19 protein-coding genes and 1 tRNA gene are annotated in these 14655 nt (G+C 33.9%); 5 read left to right on the forward strand and 15 right to left on the reverse strand.

Translation table 11 applies throughout. The features are described 5' to 3' along the window. Window positions 1-7 precede the first annotated feature (7 nt). Window positions 8-2440, reverse strand: a complete 2433-nt coding sequence (locus M0D21_RS22680; RefSeq protein ID WP_248334135.1) for a TonB-dependent receptor — start codon at window positions 2438-2440, stop codon at window positions 8-10. 241 nt (window positions 2441-2681) lie between these two features. Between M0D21_RS22680 and M0D21_RS22685 the strand changes: the two genes are divergently transcribed. Next, window positions 2682-3122 carry a hypothetical protein gene (locus M0D21_RS22685; RefSeq protein WP_248334138.1) on the forward strand — a complete coding sequence of 147 codons (441 nt, stop codon included), beginning with the start codon at window positions 2682-2684 and terminating at the stop codon, window positions 3120-3122. Between the two features lie 16 nt (window positions 3123-3138). Here M0D21_RS22685 and M0D21_RS22690 read toward each other — a convergent pair whose 3' ends face one another. Continuing rightward, entirely contained in the window at window positions 3139-3561 is a 423-nt protein-coding gene (locus M0D21_RS22690; protein ID WP_248334183.1) for a secondary thiamine-phosphate synthase enzyme YjbQ, read from the reverse strand. Between the two features lie 140 nt (window positions 3562-3701). Here M0D21_RS22690 and M0D21_RS22695 point away from each other — a divergent pair, with 140 nt between their 5' ends. Then, window positions 3702-4520, forward strand: coding sequence for an HAD family hydrolase (locus tag M0D21_RS22695; protein WP_248334190.1), 819 nt, complete (start codon window positions 3702-3704; stop codon window positions 4518-4520). Window positions 4521-4826: 306 nt separating this feature from the next. Here M0D21_RS22695 and M0D21_RS22700 read toward each other — a convergent pair whose 3' ends face one another. Both M0D21_RS22700 and lepA read right to left on the reverse strand, forming a co-directional pair. After that, complete coding sequence (locus M0D21_RS22700) at window positions 4827-6209, reverse strand: carboxypeptidase-like regulatory domain-containing protein (protein WP_248334192.1); 1383 nt, start codon at window positions 6207-6209, stop codon at window positions 4827-4829. A gap of 96 nt (window positions 6210-6305) precedes the next feature. After that, window positions 6306-8102 (reverse strand): translation elongation factor 4, encoded by a 1797-nt coding sequence (gene lepA, locus M0D21_RS22705; RefSeq protein WP_248334201.1) that lies wholly within the window; start codon window positions 8100-8102, stop codon window positions 6306-6308. 278 nt (window positions 8103-8380) lie between these two features. Between lepA and dusB the strand changes: the two genes are divergently transcribed. After that, on the forward strand, window positions 8381-9376 hold the full coding sequence (gene dusB / locus M0D21_RS22710; RefSeq protein WP_248334204.1) for a tRNA dihydrouridine synthase DusB: 996 nt from the start codon (window positions 8381-8383) through the stop codon (window positions 9374-9376). A gap of 8 nt (window positions 9377-9384) precedes the next feature. On the opposite strand, the gene M0D21_RS22715 is transcribed toward dusB, so the two are convergent. Continuing rightward, a complete protein-coding gene (locus tag M0D21_RS22715; RefSeq protein ID WP_248334207.1) occupies window positions 9385-10587 on the reverse strand; it encodes an ABC transporter permease in 1203 nt (400 codons plus the stop codon). After that, complete coding sequence (gene rbfA / locus M0D21_RS22720; protein WP_248334216.1) at window positions 10584-10976, reverse strand: 30S ribosome-binding factor RbfA; 393 nt, start codon at window positions 10974-10976, stop codon at window positions 10584-10586. The genes M0D21_RS22715 and rbfA overlap by 4 nt, the downstream gene beginning before the upstream one ends. A 93-nt stretch (window positions 10977-11069) precedes the next feature. On the opposite strand from rbfA, the gene mce reads away from it, so the two are divergent. Next, entirely contained in the window at window positions 11070-11480 is a 411-nt protein-coding gene (mce, locus tag M0D21_RS22725) for a methylmalonyl-CoA epimerase (RefSeq protein WP_248334230.1), read from the forward strand. A 55-nt stretch (window positions 11481-11535) separates the two neighbouring features. Then, window positions 11536-11609 (forward strand) — tRNA-Ile (locus M0D21_RS22730). Window positions 11610-11722: 113 nt separating this feature from the next. Here M0D21_RS22730 and M0D21_RS22735 read toward each other — a convergent pair. The 9 genes from M0D21_RS22735 to M0D21_RS22775 form a co-directional block, all read right to left on the reverse strand. Further along, entirely contained in the window at window positions 11723-11914 is a 192-nt protein-coding gene (locus M0D21_RS22735; RefSeq protein WP_248334234.1) for a hypothetical protein, read from the reverse strand. Between the two features lie 30 nt (window positions 11915-11944). Beyond that, window positions 11945-12091 carry a hypothetical protein gene (locus tag M0D21_RS22740; RefSeq protein ID WP_248334236.1) on the reverse strand — a complete coding sequence of 49 codons (147 nt, stop codon included), beginning with the start codon at window positions 12089-12091 and terminating at the stop codon, window positions 11945-11947. Window positions 12092-12382: 291 nt separating this feature from the next. Then, window positions 12383-12538, reverse strand: a complete 156-nt coding sequence (locus M0D21_RS22745; protein WP_248334244.1) for a hypothetical protein — start codon at window positions 12536-12538, stop codon at window positions 12383-12385. 46 nt (window positions 12539-12584) lie between these two features. Beyond that, window positions 12585-12734 carry a hypothetical protein gene (locus tag M0D21_RS22750; protein ID WP_248334245.1) on the reverse strand — a complete coding sequence of 50 codons (150 nt, stop codon included), beginning with the start codon at window positions 12732-12734 and terminating at the stop codon, window positions 12585-12587. A gap of 305 nt (window positions 12735-13039) precedes the next feature. Continuing rightward, window positions 13040-13195: a hypothetical protein gene (locus M0D21_RS22755; protein ID WP_248334246.1), complete on the reverse strand. Its 156-nt coding sequence runs from the start codon at window positions 13193-13195 to the stop codon at window positions 13040-13042. Between the two features lie 44 nt (window positions 13196-13239). After that, the gene (locus M0D21_RS22760) at window positions 13240-13389 is read right to left on the reverse strand and encodes a hypothetical protein (RefSeq protein ID WP_248334254.1); all 150 of its coding nucleotides are present in this window, start codon (window positions 13387-13389) and stop codon (window positions 13240-13242) included. Window positions 13390-13694: 305 nt separating this feature from the next. Further along, window positions 13695-13850 carry a hypothetical protein gene (locus tag M0D21_RS22765; RefSeq protein WP_248334246.1) on the reverse strand — a complete coding sequence of 52 codons (156 nt, stop codon included), beginning with the start codon at window positions 13848-13850 and terminating at the stop codon, window positions 13695-13697. A gap of 44 nt (window positions 13851-13894) precedes the next feature. After that, the gene (locus M0D21_RS22770) at window positions 13895-14044 is read right to left on the reverse strand and encodes a hypothetical protein (RefSeq protein WP_248334254.1); all 150 of its coding nucleotides are present in this window, start codon (window positions 14042-14044) and stop codon (window positions 13895-13897) included. Between the two features lie 125 nt (window positions 14045-14169). Beyond that, a complete protein-coding gene (locus M0D21_RS22775) occupies window positions 14170-14514 on the reverse strand; it encodes an HTH domain-containing protein (protein ID WP_248334257.1) in 345 nt (114 codons plus the stop codon). Between the last annotated feature and the right edge of the window lie 141 nt (window positions 14515-14655).

Below are 14655 nucleotides of genomic sequence, written 5' to 3' on the forward strand. Positions count from 1 at the left end.
AACAGGTTTAGTTTTTAATAATATATCTTAGTTCAAAAGTATTTGGGTCTACAAGATCTAATGATTTTTTGTAATAGAAATCGATAATCTGTGCTTCTAAATATACCTCTATTTTCATAATATCTTGTTCTGCCTCAAATATTTGATATGTCTTATCTACTTGTTTTTCTTTAAATTCTTTTAGGAATCCTTTAGGAATGGTAACCACATCTTCAGACCTTAATTTTCTAAATTGTTTTTGCATCCATCTATGCCCCACTAGTCGCCGTTGTCTTTCTTCAAGTTCTTTTTCTACTTCTTTTATTTTTTCCTGATTTGATGACGACTCTTGCTTTAAGTTATCTAATTCTACCTTTGTTTTTACAAAGCTCTTTTCCAATTTAAAATCGATATAGCTCATATCTCGTTTTACTTTGGATATAGCCTGGTATAAGGCCTCATCATATACTTTCTTGAAATCATTAAAACTATAGAGTTCCTTTAAGAAGTTAAGAGCGCTCTCCTTATATTTATTCTTACTTTTTTGTTGCTTAACTAGTTCTAACAGCTCTGACAATCCTTTTCTTTTATGACTTGGAATATCTGCAAATTGTGAGCTTTCAAAAACATTGGTTAACTGTTGACTTATTTGCTCAGGAGTACCGCTATAGGTGACATTTCTATATCTGAAGCTAAGTATGTTTTTAGGTTGCTTCGCTTGTTTCTCTTCTGCAATGCGTTTGCGTTTCCTTAGTTTAAGCTTAAATCCATCGAAGCTGTAACTATATCCAAAAGTAGCAGTAAAATCTGTACTATTATTTAGTTCTGTATTTCTTAAGAGAGTTAACAGGTTTAAACTAAAATTATGTTGCTCGAGCCATATGTAATTTCCTCCCAATCTAAAATTGAAAATACTGTTTTGTTGCTCTCCATTGGTATAACTCGCATTATAAGAGCTTGAAAAATTAGCCCTAAGTTTTTTATCAAAAAACTGTTTACCAATAGATAAGGTAGGACCAAAAGTCAAGTTTTCGTCTTCTCCTATGGTATTGTATGATGTGTTTGCTGCCAAAGATATATTTAGAAACCGTTTGGGGTACCCTATAGTATACGCAGCTGTACCGTTGTAAAAGTCGTTGGTTCCATTTTCTATCTCTGTATCGTCTTGGAGGTTTTTAGAATTTTGATACACCAGATTAAAATTTGTTGTATGTTGCCTAGTTTCAGTTTTTTTAATGGCATAATTAATGCCCAGATTAGCATTTTGGGTAATCTGTCTATAATTAAGTGTATCTACATTATCTAATTGCCCTACTTCATTAATAAAATCAAATTGATCTCTTATATTGGTATAGGATTGAAAGTTAGAATATGAACCAGTAATACCAACTTTTTCTGAAGCAGTAAGATTTAAATTTATCGCGCTTACAATACGTTGCAACTCTGATGATTTCGTATTATCTAAGTTATCTCGTTGTAAACCGGCGTTGATAGCAATATTCAATTTATTATTGAAAATAGTTTGGCTTGCGTTCGCGGTTATATTTTCTAAGTCATTATTAAAGAAATAAGCTCCAAATGTTCTATACTCTGGATCTACCCTTTCATAACTTGCCCCAATAGTTCCGTTTCCTGCAGGGTAGGTAAGGGCAAGATTAAAAGCATTATAATAATTGGTGGTTATATTTTCATCAAGAAGAAATGAAAAGGCTCCTTTATCTTGTCTCTCGTCTTGTACTCTAATATCTTCTGTTACTCCAGATAGTGCATACTCAGCACGTATTTGTGCTTTATCAAATAACGATATATTGGTCTCTAAACTTGCTACCATATTATCTTTTGGAGTAAGTTCTAAAGAAGCTGGAAAAGGATTATCTATTGAGTTCTCGTTATCCTTTGCTTTAAAAAATATTAACCCTATTTGCCATTTCTCAAATTGATAAGAACTCTTAAGTCCAAACCCGAATCTATCATACGCGGCTATGGCATCTGGTTCATCAGGATTAAATTCTGTAGCCTTTAAAAGTCGCCCATACATGGCACTTATTTTAAATGGACCTTCTGGAGTAAGATCAAACCCAAAACCGGTAAACTGGTGACCACTTAAAGTGTATGGTGAAAAGGTCATATTCACATCACCGATATGAGTGGCTACCCATTTATAAGAAGGATGGATACTAAGTCTGTTAAAAGAAAAAGGATTACTATAATTAAATTCCTGATTTGAATACGAAAAAGAAAGTGGTATGTTATATACTCCACTAATATTGATATTAACATTTCCATTTACAAAATAGGTGAAAGGATCTCTATTGGCATCTCCTTCGTAATAAATAGCGTTGGCAGAAATACCTCCCGTAAGATTGAATAATTTGGCTTTACCGATCTGGCCAAGATCCTGACCAAAGGATAAAGAAAAGTAAGAACTACATACAATTAAGAGAAATAGTTTTTTCTTCAAACAGTAGGTTTTTTCGAGATTAGGGACCGCGAAATTATCTCTTTTTTAAATTATTAACAAATTTTGTTAACGCTTTTTTAACGTTTTGAATTTTTGGCATATTCCATTCTTAAAAAAGGTAATTATGACGAGTCTTTTTTTATATAGTGTTTTCTAGTTTTGTTTTGTTACCCTTTTTACCGTATAAATATTATTTTTTAAACATAATACTTACCTTTGAAAACAAACTAAACACTTCATTATGTACGACGCAATTCAAATCGTTCACTCTTATTGGGCTTATCTAGTAGTACTTATAGTTACTCTTGCCACTATAAATTCCCTTGCAGGTTTTTTTACCAAAAGAGAATATGCTCCAAAAGATTTTAGAATATCTCTATTTGCTCTCATCGTTACCCATATACAGTTATTAATCGGTCTGGTAATTTTGTTTTTATCGCCAATGGTAGTTTGGTTCTCCGGAACGCATAAAATGGGAGAAATAATGGGTGATTCGACACTTCGATTATATAATGTAGAGCATCCTCTTATGATGATCTTAATGGTTACTTGTATTACTATTGGGTATTCTAAACATAAAAAGAAGCTAACCTCAACACCAAAGTTTAAGGTATTGGCTATTTTTTACACGATTGGTTGGCTTTTTATGTTTTCTCGTATTCCTTGGGCGCAATGGTTCTAAAAGCATATGCTTTATGCTAGGTACCAAAGGCAGTTAACACTAGTTTTCTGGCACCTCCATAATCTCTGTGCTCGCATAAATATATACCTTGCCAGGTACCTAAATTTAGTTTTCCTTCTGAGATAGGAATCTGAACAGATGTCCCCATCAACGAGGCTTTAATATGCGCTGGCATATCATCTGGCCCTTCGTATGTATGAACATAATATGGGGCATTTTCTGGAACCATAATATTCATATGGCTCTCAAAATCATGACGTACCGTAGGATCAGCATTTTCATTTATCGTTAAACTGGCCGAAGTGTGTTTTATAAAAACTTGCAATTGACCAATCGTAATCTTTTCTAATTCAGGGAAGTTCTTTACAATTTCATGAGTAATTAAATGAAACCCCCTTGCATAATGCTGTAATCGTATCTCTTTTTGATAAAATATCATGCTCTAAGTTGTTAATATCATAATTTGTGTCGAAACCTACCCAAATCATTACCATCTAGCTAAATTAATATTATCTTCACACAAATTGAGGTAGTTTTAGCCCAAACTCATATACCTTTACTTAAAAATTAGAAGCTATCATGGATTTATCTCAAATTAAACTGGTTGCAACCGATATGGATGGAACTCTTCTCAATTCTAAAGGAGAAGTGAGTCGTCATTTCTTCGAACTTTTCGAAGAGCTAAACAACCTTGGAGTTACCTTTGTAGCAGCTAGCGGAAGACAATATTATAGCATCATAGACAAGCTAAAACCCATTAAGGATGACATCTATGTAATTGCAGAAAATGGAGCCCTAACCATGAGGCAAAATGAAGAACTCCAAACCACCGAAATCGATCGAGAAACCTATTTGGAGTTATTAGATATTACCAAAACTCTAGAAGGATCACAAGTTATTCTTTGCGGAAGAAAAAAAGGATATATCGAAGACTACGGACAAGATTTTGTAAATATGTTTTCAGAATTTTACGATCGTTATGAAATTGTAGATGACCTTGCTCAGGTAACCAATGATAAATACCTGAAAATAGCTGTTTGCAATCAAAAAGGATCCGAAAAATATCTGTACCCTGCGCTAAAACATCTCGAAAACAGATTAAAAGTTAAGGTTTCTGGAGAAATTTGGCTCGATCTGTCTCATAACCTTGCCAATAAAGGTCATGCACTACAACAGCTACAACATAATTATAAAATCTCTCCTGAAGAAACTATGGTGTTTGGAGATTATAATAATGATTTAGAAATGATGACTACAGCCAAATATAGTTTTGCTATGCAGAATGCACACCCAAATGTAAAGGCAGTAGCAAATTATACTACAAAAAGCAACAATGAAAACGGGGTCGAATACATTTTGCAAAAAATGATCGACGCTAAGAAAACCTCTGTACTATAAATTCCTTTTTATATACGTTATAATTGCTTACGATATTGATGCTAGTAAAATAGCTATCGCAAAGAAATAAACGTAAATAGGAATACGGGTAGGGGATAGATTTTGCATAGTTGTCAGTTTAGTGCTATAAGTATAACGAATGAATTTTGAATTTATGTTATCGACTTCATTCGCAACACCTATATAATTTGTTTAGGCTTTGTGCTTTGGGATAACAAATATACAAATAAATTTTGAAAATATGCGTTTCAACCTTTAAACATGTATTTAAACGATGTTTTTGCTATCGATTAAGAAATACAATTCTTACTTTTCTGGCGTTGTAAAACGATTAATTTTTGTCTTTTCAAACTCTTCAAGAGGTATACTTATCAATCGCGAAGATGGTAATTGAATTCTATTATCATCTACAATCCCTCCTAAAATATATAAAGTGTCTTTATAACAGAACAAACTTGAAGCTTTTAGAAATAGGTCAATCGAATATTGATTTAAAGTTTTAGTGATTGTATCGTAAGTATGAATCTTTCCTTCCTCAAAAAAATAGACAACCCCTTTATTGTGTGTTATGGCGGGTCTATCCATTGTCACAAAAAAATCACTTTCTCTCTCCCATTTTCCGGTTAACAGGTCATAACTTTCCAAACTAGTATTGTCATTTCTACCAGAGCCTGTTTCAACTACATAAAGCTTATCATTCACCAAAACACCATTCAGTTCTTTTGCTTCTGGCATATTATCTAGTTCATACCACAAACCGGTTTTCAGGTTCACAAATCTCACTTTGTCTGAATATACTTTGGTTTTACCATTTTTTAGTTTTGTTGAGCCACCCAGAATAATTAATCGATCTTTATATATGCACGAAAAACTATTTACCGCTTGATGCGGATTTACATCTTCTACCAAAATGGTATCCTTTTCTATATCAAATATTTCAATTTTATCATCTAGATACTCATATTTCCTATTTTGAGAAAACCTTTTCCCACCAACTACATAAATTTTATTGTCATAGAAGTTCAAATTATGATAAGCCCTTTCTCGAAATTTATTTTCAGATACTTCCCAAGCATCCGAAGATATATGGTAAACAAACATATTTCCACTATAGTGTTTATTTGATATACCACGCCTGGATCTTAATTCTTGCAAAAAGTCTTTAAAATTCGAACCTGGGCCACCTGTTAAAGAAGGATCATCTTGAATAATTTTTAAGTGTGCATCCTCTATAAGGGATATATCACCTCCTACAATATAAATTTTATCATTCACCAATACTGCACCAAAAGAGTGAATAGCCTTCTCCAAAGGAGCCAATTCTTTAAATTTAATATTGGATTGAAGTTTTTTATCTGCCGAAATAGACACTTCATGTAACGCTTCTATATCAGACTCTAAATAAATTATATTCCCGATTTTTCTAATTTCGGATATAGAAAAGTATCTGTTCTTATGACCTAAGTGTGAAAAAACGATAGTGTCACCTTCCTTTACTTCAGCTTTAATTTTGAAAGAAAATCTCCCTTTTTCATCTGTAATAGTGCCTGTTTTATCTTTCTTTAGGTAAATATTTACTTCTGATAAAGGAACGTTACTGTTCTTCTCCAAAACAGTACCCTTTATCGTCTGTCCAAATGAAAAGGAAAATGAAAATACAATGAGAAAAAACAATCTCACTTTTACCATGACTTTTTATTGTTAAAGATACAGCTCAGGTCCTATATTTTATGACCTATTAGATATTAATTAACGTTTTTATAAAGTACTAGGTTTCTTCTCTTTTTAATCATTCAATTTTAAAACAGCCATAAATGCTTCCTGTGGAATTTCTACATTTCCTACCTGACGCATTCGTTTTTTACCTTTTTTCTGTTTTTCTAGAAGTTTTCGTTTACGAGATATATCTCCTCCATAACATTTGGCGGTTACATCTTTTCGAAGTGCTTTTACAGTTTCACGAGCAATAATTTTTGCCCCTATTGCCGCCTGAATAGGAATATCAAATTGCTGACGCGGGATAAGTTCTTTTAGCTTTTCACACATCTTTTTACCTATATCATAAGCATTATCCTGATGCAATAGTGCAGAGAGTGCATCTACAGTATTACCATTAAGTAACACATCCACTTTTACAAGTTTAGAGGCGCGCATACCAATAGGCGCATAATCGAATGAAGCATAGCCCTTAGAAACTGTTTTTAATCGATCATAGAAATCAAAAACAATTTCTGCCAAAGGCATATCAAAAGATAATTCTACTCGCTCTGTAGTTAAATACGTTTGGTTTGTAATCTCTCCTCGTTTTTCAATACATAAAGACATTACTGGTCCCACAAAATCAGCTTTCGTAATAATCGATGCTTTTATGTATGGCTCTTCAACCCTATTCATTTTAGATGGGTCCGGTAAATCGGTTGGGTTATTTACAACAATTACCTCATCGGGTTCTTTATTGGTAAACGCATGATAAGACACGTTAGGCACCGTTGTGATAACGGTCATATTAAATTCACGTTCCAATCGCTCCTGAATAATTTCCATATGTAACATCCCCAGGAAACCACATCTAAAACCAAAACCTAAAGCAGCAGAACTTTCTGGAGCAAACACCAATGAAGCATCATTAAGCTGTAGTTTCTCCATAGATGCTCTTAGTTCTTCATAGTCTTCGGTATCTACAGGGTATATTCCTGCAAATACCATAGGCTTTACATCTTCAAAACCTTCAATAGCATTTTCGGTTGGTGTCTTAGCATCGGTAATAGTATCTCCAACCTTAACCTCACGAGCATCTTTAATACCCGTAATAAGATACCCTACATCACCTGTTTTAATTACTTTTTTAGGAACCTGATTTAATTTTAAGGTACCAATCTCATCAGCAAAATAACTTTTTCCAGTAGCCACAAATTTGATTTGCTGTCCTTTTTTTATTTCACCATTTACTACTCTAAAATAGGTTTCTACTCCTCTAAAAGGGTTATATACAGAATCAAAAATCAACGCTTGCAAAGGTTCATCGGTATTCCCGTCGGGCGCAGGAATACGCTCAATCACAGCTTCTAAAATATCTTCTATACCAATTCCCGTTTTGGCACTGGCAGGAATTACTTCTTCTGCATCACAACCAAGAAGATCTACAATATCATCGGTTACCTCTTCTGGGTTTGCACTTGGCAAATCTACTTTGTTCAACACAGGAATAATTTCAAGATCATTCTCAAGTGCCAGATATAAATTAGAAATTGTTTGTGCCTGTATACTTTGCGCAGCATCTACAACCAATAAAGCACCTTCACAAGCTGCAATAGATCGAGAAACTTCATATGAGAAATCTACGTGTCCAGGAGTATCAATAAGGTTTAAGATATATTGTTCTCCCTTGTAGGTATATTCCATTTGTATTGCATGACTCTTAATGGTGATACCACGCTCTCGTTCCAAATCCATATTATCCAACAACTGAGCCTGCGCCTCTCGTGCAGTTACCGATCCTGTATAATCTAACAATCGGTCTGCCAAGGTACTTTTACCATGATCGATATGCGCAATAATGCAAAAATTTCTAATGTTTTTCATTTCTCTTTCTCAAATAAATTTCAGGGCGTGCCCTTACAGGTCGGGCTATTCGCTATATCTTTTTTATTAGCATTTTCTATTACTACCGAGAAGCACACATCAAAAAAAAGGATGCCACTCCTATCCCTCACGCAATTCTCATGCTGCTAATGACTTGCAAATATAGTTGATTTTGGAAGCTTTATATCATATCTTTTCTATTATTTGAAGCCAACAAGACCGCAATTGCCGACAAGGTCTAAAAGAATTCGTATTTTTGCCAAAAAATATAAACCGCTGTGGCTAAGATTGGAGATATAGATGTAGGAGAATTTCCTTTATTACTTGCACCAATGGAGGATGTAAGTGACCCCCCATTTCGTGCATTATGTAAAGAACAAGGTGCCGATGTAGTATACACCGAATTTATTTCGAGTGAAGGGCTCATACGTGACGCTGCCAAAAGCGTCATGAAATTGGACATCTACGAAAAAGAACGTCCTGTAGGTATTCAGATTTTTGGTGCCAATCTCGATTCTATGCTTAAATCTGTTGAGATTGTTGAAGCTTCTGGGCCTGATATTATTGATATTAATTTTGGTTGCCCTGTAAAAAAAGTAGTAAGTAAAGGTGCTGGTGCCGGAATTTTAAAAGATATCGATCTTATGGTATCTCTCACTAAGGCTATGGTAGAGCACACCAAACTCCCAGTAACGGTAAAAACTAGGTTAGGCTGGGATCACAATTCAATTCGAATTGTAGAAGTAGCAGAACGCTTACAAGATGTTGGTTGCAAAGCGATCTCTATTCATGGGCGTACCCGTGCACAAATGTATAAGGGAAATGCCGATTGGAAACCCATTGCCGAGGTTAAGAACAACCCTAGAATGCATATTCCTGTATTTGGAAATGGAGATGTCGATAGCCCAGAGCGTGCTGTAGAAATGCGAGATGAATACGGATTAGATGGTGCCATGATAGGTAGAGCCAGTATTGGATATCCTTGGTTTTTTAAAGAAGTGAAACACTTTTTTGAAACCGGAGAGCATCTACCCCCTCCTACTATCGAGGAACGAGTTGTTGCTGCTCGCAGGCATTTACAAATGGCTATCGATTGGAAAGGTGAAAAATTGGGAGTTTTTGAAACTAGAAGGCATTATACCAATTACTTCAAAGGGATCCCTCATTTTAAAGAATACCGAACCAAAATGGTAACTAGCGATCATTCTCAAGATGTCTTTGCTGCTTTCGATGAAGTTCAGGAAAAGTTTGCTGGATTTGAGTTTGCTTCTTAGTAAAAAAATTATGCTACCAGTTTCTGATTAATTCTACTTGAAGCCAACAAAGAAGCGACAAAACCAATTACTGAAATTGTTAGAAATACCACAACAAAACTCATTGCAGTAATTCTAGTTGGATAAGGCAGTGATGGAGTTATCATCAACAACCCGAATTGCTGTTGTAGAACGATGAGCACAAAACCCAAAAACAATCCTAGCAGCGTTCCCAGCACGGTCATAAGTGAGCCTTGAAATAAAAATATTTTTCGAATATTGGATAATGAAGCTCCAACATTATACAAGGTTTTCACATTACCCTTTTTGTCAATAATCATCATAATAATTGCTCCAGCCACATTAAATAAAGCAATAACCGCGATCAAGGTGATGACAAGATACGACACCAAGTTTTCGGTATTTAACATCTTGTAGAGTGTATCATTGAGTTGCACTCTATTTTTGATAATCACATCGTTATTAAAAATCTCTTGTAATTGTTGTTTCACCAATTGCTCATCGGCTCCAGGATTAAGTTTAAACTCCAGATTAGTTACCTGATTATCCGGAAGGTCCAAAAGGGTACGAGCCAAACCTATAGTCCCGAATATATATTTTTTATCTAATTCTTCATTTACACTATATATCCCAATATTCACTGTTTTTTGAGACCTGAAGGCTTTGGTAGGATCATTGGGAATTCCTTTTCCAGGTCTTGGCACATAAATACTAAGTAGATTGGTATATGTGGGCTCAACAGTCATACTAAGCTCTCTGCTTATCCCGTTACCTGCAACTACCTGAAAATCATTTTCGGTTAACCAGTTTCCATAAACCAGTATGCTATCTGTCTTAACCACATTAGTATACGCTTGATCGACTCCTTTTATAAATGCAGCTTTTTGCTTATCTCTAAATTCTAAAAAAACACGTTCTTCTATTACTTCAGAAAAATGAGCTATGCTTTCTAATTGTTGTAACTTTTCTTTTTGCTCTGGAGTATACGTGAATGTTTTTCCACTTGAGGGAAACATCTTAAGATCGGGATCAAAATAGCTAGAAAACTGAAGACTAAAATCTTTGAGTCCTGCAAACCCCGACAATACTAAAAAGAGAGCCATAGCTCCAATAACTACGCCAGCCGCTGCAATAATTGTAATGATATTAATCGCATTACTGCTCCCGGGAGAAAATAGATATCGCTTGGCGATGTAGTATGAAAAATTCACTTCTTTTTACGTCTTTCTAAAAGATTAGGGTTATGAATAGGGTTATCCTCTCCTTTAACCGCTTTTTCAATTTTGGAGATATATTCAAGGGAGTCATCAATAAAATAACTCATCTCTGGCATTCGACGCAACTGATTTTTGGTACGTTGCGCTACCTGATGTTTAATTTGTGATTTTACTGCGTTCACCTCTTGTAATACACGCCCTCCCTTATCGTGAGGAAAAACACTCATATATACTTTGGCGATTGAGAGATCTGTGGTAACGCTTACTTTGGTTACGGAAACCAAAATCCCCTGAACCCCAGCCTCACGCAATGCATGCTGTATTACATCGGCAACATCGCGTTGCAATACACCAGCAATTTTTTTCTGTCTGTTTGTTTCCATAGGTGCAAAAATACATATTAATTGTACTTTTACTCGATATTAGAGAGTTAAATACTTCAATAGTGTTTTAACCAATAAAGATAAACGTATATTATGAATCCTATTACTAAAATAGAACACTTGGGCATTGCTGTAAAAGATATTGAAAAAGCTAATCGTCTATACGAACAGCTTTTAGGAGTTGCCCCTTACAAACAGGAAGAAGTAGAAAGTGAAGCTGTAATCACTTCTTTTTTTAAAGTTGGAGAAAGCAAAATTGAATTATTGGCCAGCACCTCAGATGAAGGTCCTATTGGTAAATTTATTGCAAAGAAAGGAGAAGGTATTCATCACATAGCTTTTGATGTAGATGACATCGAAAAGGAGCTTGATCGTTTAGAAAAAGAAGGTTTTCAAGTCATTAACAAAGTTCCTAAAAAGGGAGCAGACAATAAGCTAGTGGCCTTTCTTCACCCTAAAAGTACAAACGGAGTTTTGATTGAGCTTTGCCAGGAGATAAATTAAAATAAAAAATGTTTGGCGTGTATTGGTCAAATCCTTAAATTTGCCGTCCGTTTCGGGTCCCATAGCTCAGCTGGTTAGAGCACCTGACTCATAATCAGGGGGTCCTTGGTTCGAGCCCAAGTGGGACCACATATCTAAAAAGCCTTTGCAGATTGCAAAGGCTTTTTTTATTACTCATAAATCACCGCAAATATCCTCCCAAAAAATCCCTCTATACCAAACGTATAGAGGGAATGGTCAAACTAAATAACTTCCAGGTCAATTCCGTGTTCTCCTGGACCACTTCCAATCCAACCCCAGTCTGTATCGAATACAGGATTTTCAGGATCTACTACTGGAAATATATTATCGTCATTGAACGCTGGATATAAAGCCACTCCCGAAATCTCTATTGAGGTCTCTAGAGTTAGCTCATCAATTTTAATATTTTTCATAGCTTTTTTTATCGGTTTATAAAAAATTGATTACAACATCATTGTTAAGTGTTTCAACGCTTCCATTATTTTTTCCAATTCTTCGCAGGTGTAATCTTCTCCACCACAACCACCTGAAATATTAGTAATCTCTTTAACTCGAAGTTCTGTAACTTCTAATCTATTTAAATTTTTCATTTTAATTTTTTTTTATAATTAATATTAAATGACACATTTTCAATTTCGTCAAATCAAATTTGTAAACTTTGATACATCGTTGTTGTAACAACTAAAAAAATCACGTAATTCCTTCTACATTACAATACTACAAAGCTTCCGTACCATTTTTCGGGACGCTAAAAATCAAATCAAGGTTTTTAAAAGCTAAAATTCGATACGACTAGTAATAAAAAAACCCAAAGTATAAACTTTGGGTTTTCGACTCAAATATCGCTCAATAAAAATATTCATTTATCAAGGGATAAACAATTATTGTTTGGCTGCTTCTCTTCCTAGTTCAAACGCCCATTTAAAAACACTAAATGTTAAAATTCCAGCACCAACAAATGCTGCAGGATTACCTCCTTCTATTGACATTTGTTCATCCAATGCGATTGCTTCTACTCCTATATTATTTAATTCCATGTTTTTCGAATTTTAAAAAATTGATATTTCTTCTTGTTTAGTTATTTTAAAACGGATGTAATCCTAATTGTCTTCCTTTTTCAAAAGCATACCCACCAATGAAACCTGAAATTATAATCCCTATTAAACCTCCTTTTATACTTTGACATTCTTTTAACTCTAGTTCTTGTACCTTAAAATTTTCTAAATTTTTCATTTTAATTTTTTTTATAATTAATAATTTGATTTTAATAACTCATCTTTAATTTCGTCAAATTAAATCTATGAGCTTCTCTGCATTGTTGTTGTAACAACTAAAAAAATCACGTAATTCCTTCTACATTACAATACTACAAAGCTTCCGTACCATTTTTCGGGACGCTAAAAATTAAATTAAGATTTTTAAAAAATTAGCGGTCAACATTATAATTCTTGGATAATAAAAAACCCAAAGTATATACTTTGGGTTTTTGCTCCACAAATCACTTAATAAAAATATTCTATTTATCAAGCTATAAGCAATTATTGTTTAGCCGCCTCTCTTCCTAGTTCAAACGCCCATTTAAAAACACTAAATGCTAAAATTCCGGCACCAACATATGCTGCGGCACTACCTCCTTCTATTGACATTTGTTCATCCAATGCGATTGCTTCTACTCCTATATTATTTAATTCCATGTTTTTCGAATTTTAAAATTGATATTTCTTCTTGTTTAGTTATTTTAAAACGGATGTAATCCTAATTGTCTTCCTTTTTCAAAAGCATACCCACCAATGAAACCTGAAATTATGATTCCTATTAAACCTCCATTTATATTTTGACATTCTCGTACCTCTAGTTCTTGTACCTTAAAATTTTCTAAATTTTTCATTTTAATTTTTTTTATAATTAATAATTTGATTTTAATAACTCATCTTTAATTTCGTCAAATTAAATCTATGAGCTTCTCTGCATTGTTGTTGTAACAACTAAAAAAATCACGTAATTCCTTCTACATTACAATACTACAAAGCTTCCGTACCATTTTTCGGGACGCTAAAAATTAAATTAAGATTTTTAAAAAATTAGCGGTCAACATTATAATTCTTGGATAATAAAAAACCCAAAGTATATACTTTGGGTTTTTGCTCCACAAATCACTTAATAAAAATATTCTATTTATCAAGCTATAAGCAATTATTGTTTAGCCGCCTCTCTTCCTAGTTCAAACGCCCATTTAAAAACACTAAATGCTAAAATTCCGGCACCAACATATGCTGCGGCACTACCTCCTTCTATTGACATTTGTTCATCCAATGCGATTGCTTCTACTCCTATATTATTTAATTCCATGTTTTTCGAATTTTAAAATTGATATTTCTTCTTGTTTAGTTATTTTAAAACGGATGTAATCCTAATTGTCTTCCTTTTTCAAAAGCATACCCACCAATGAAACCTGAAATTATGATTCCTATTAAACCTCCATTTATATTTTGACATTCTCGTACCTCTAGTTCTTGTACCTTAAAATTTTCTAAATTTTTCATTTTAATTTTTTTTATAATTAATAATTTGATTTTAATAACTCATCTTTAATTTCGTCAAATTAAATCTGTAGGCTTCTCTACATTGTTGTTGCAACAACTAAAAAAATCACGTAATTCCCTCTACACTACAATACTACAAAGCTTCCGTACCATTTTTCGGGACGCTGTTGTAAACATTGTTTTTTTCCTATTAAACTTCCTCCATGAATAGATCTTAAATCATCATACCCTAAGTCTTTCGCCACAAAACCGAACCTAAATTTTACTTCTTTTTCATATATGAAACTTTGTAGTCCTATTTTATATATGATGGGCGCATTTAATTCTTTCATAACATCAATGGCACGGTAAACTTTGGTTCTTGATATCCCTAATCTGGAAGCCAATGCTGCAGGAGGACCTGTAGCTTGCAATCGTATTAGTTGATCTATTCTTTCTATAAGTTCTATTTGTTTGATTACTGTATCCATAATAACTCCCCGTTTCTAATTAAAATCCTTATGCTATCTTAATAACCCATTTAGGCACTATGCTGCATGCGTACTTTTGTTGTTTACTTGATATAAAACTGGCATTTGTTTTTGCCATAGTTCATAATACTTTTCTTGTCT

The organism is Aquimarina acroporae (assembly GCF_023195925.1).
Lineage (GTDB): Bacteria > Bacteroidota > Bacteroidia > Flavobacteriales > Flavobacteriaceae > Aquimarina > Aquimarina acroporae.

Coding starts and splice junctions, on each gene's coding strand:
- M0D21_RS22685 (WP_248334138.1), top strand. CDS start 2,682: ATGTACGACGCAATTCAAATCGTTCACTCTTATTGGGCTTATCTAGTA.
- M0D21_RS22690 (WP_248334183.1), bottom strand. CDS start 3,561: ATGATATTTTATCAAAAAGAGATACGATTACAGCATTATGCAAGGGGG.
- M0D21_RS22695 (WP_248334190.1), top strand. CDS start 3,702: ATGGATTTATCTCAAATTAAACTGGTTGCAACCGATATGGATGGAACT.
- M0D21_RS22700 (WP_248334192.1), bottom strand. CDS start 6,209: ATGGTAAAAGTGAGATTGTTTTTTCTCATTGTATTTTCATTTTCCTTT.
- lepA (WP_248334201.1), bottom strand. CDS start 8,102: ATGAAAAACATTAGAAATTTTTGCATTATTGCGCATATCGATCATGGT.
- rbfA (WP_248334216.1), bottom strand. CDS start 10,976: ATGGAAACAAACAGACAGAAAAAAATTGCTGGTGTATTGCAACGCGAT.
- mce (WP_248334230.1), top strand. CDS start 11,070: ATGAATCCTATTACTAAAATAGAACACTTGGGCATTGCTGTAAAAGAT.
- M0D21_RS22735 (WP_248334234.1), bottom strand. CDS start 11,914: ATGAAAAATATTAAAATTGATGAGCTAACTCTAGAGACCTCAATAGAG.
- M0D21_RS22740 (WP_248334236.1), bottom strand. CDS start 12,091: ATGAAAAATTTAAATAGATTAGAAGTTACAGAACTTCGAGTTAAAGAG.
- M0D21_RS22745 (WP_248334244.1), bottom strand. CDS start 12,538: ATGGAATTAAATAATATAGGAGTAGAAGCAATCGCATTGGATGAACAA.
- M0D21_RS22750 (WP_248334245.1), bottom strand. CDS start 12,734: ATGAAAAATTTAGAAAATTTTAAGGTACAAGAACTAGAGTTAAAAGAA.
- M0D21_RS22755 (WP_248334246.1), bottom strand. CDS start 13,195: ATGGAATTAAATAATATAGGAGTAGAAGCAATCGCATTGGATGAACAA.
- M0D21_RS22760 (WP_248334254.1), bottom strand. CDS start 13,389: ATGAAAAATTTAGAAAATTTTAAGGTACAAGAACTAGAGGTACGAGAA.
- M0D21_RS22765 (WP_248334246.1), bottom strand. CDS start 13,850: ATGGAATTAAATAATATAGGAGTAGAAGCAATCGCATTGGATGAACAA.
- M0D21_RS22770 (WP_248334254.1), bottom strand. CDS start 14,044: ATGAAAAATTTAGAAAATTTTAAGGTACAAGAACTAGAGGTACGAGAA.
- M0D21_RS22775 (WP_248334257.1), bottom strand. CDS start 14,514: ATGGATACAGTAATCAAACAAATAGAACTTATAGAAAGAATAGATCAA.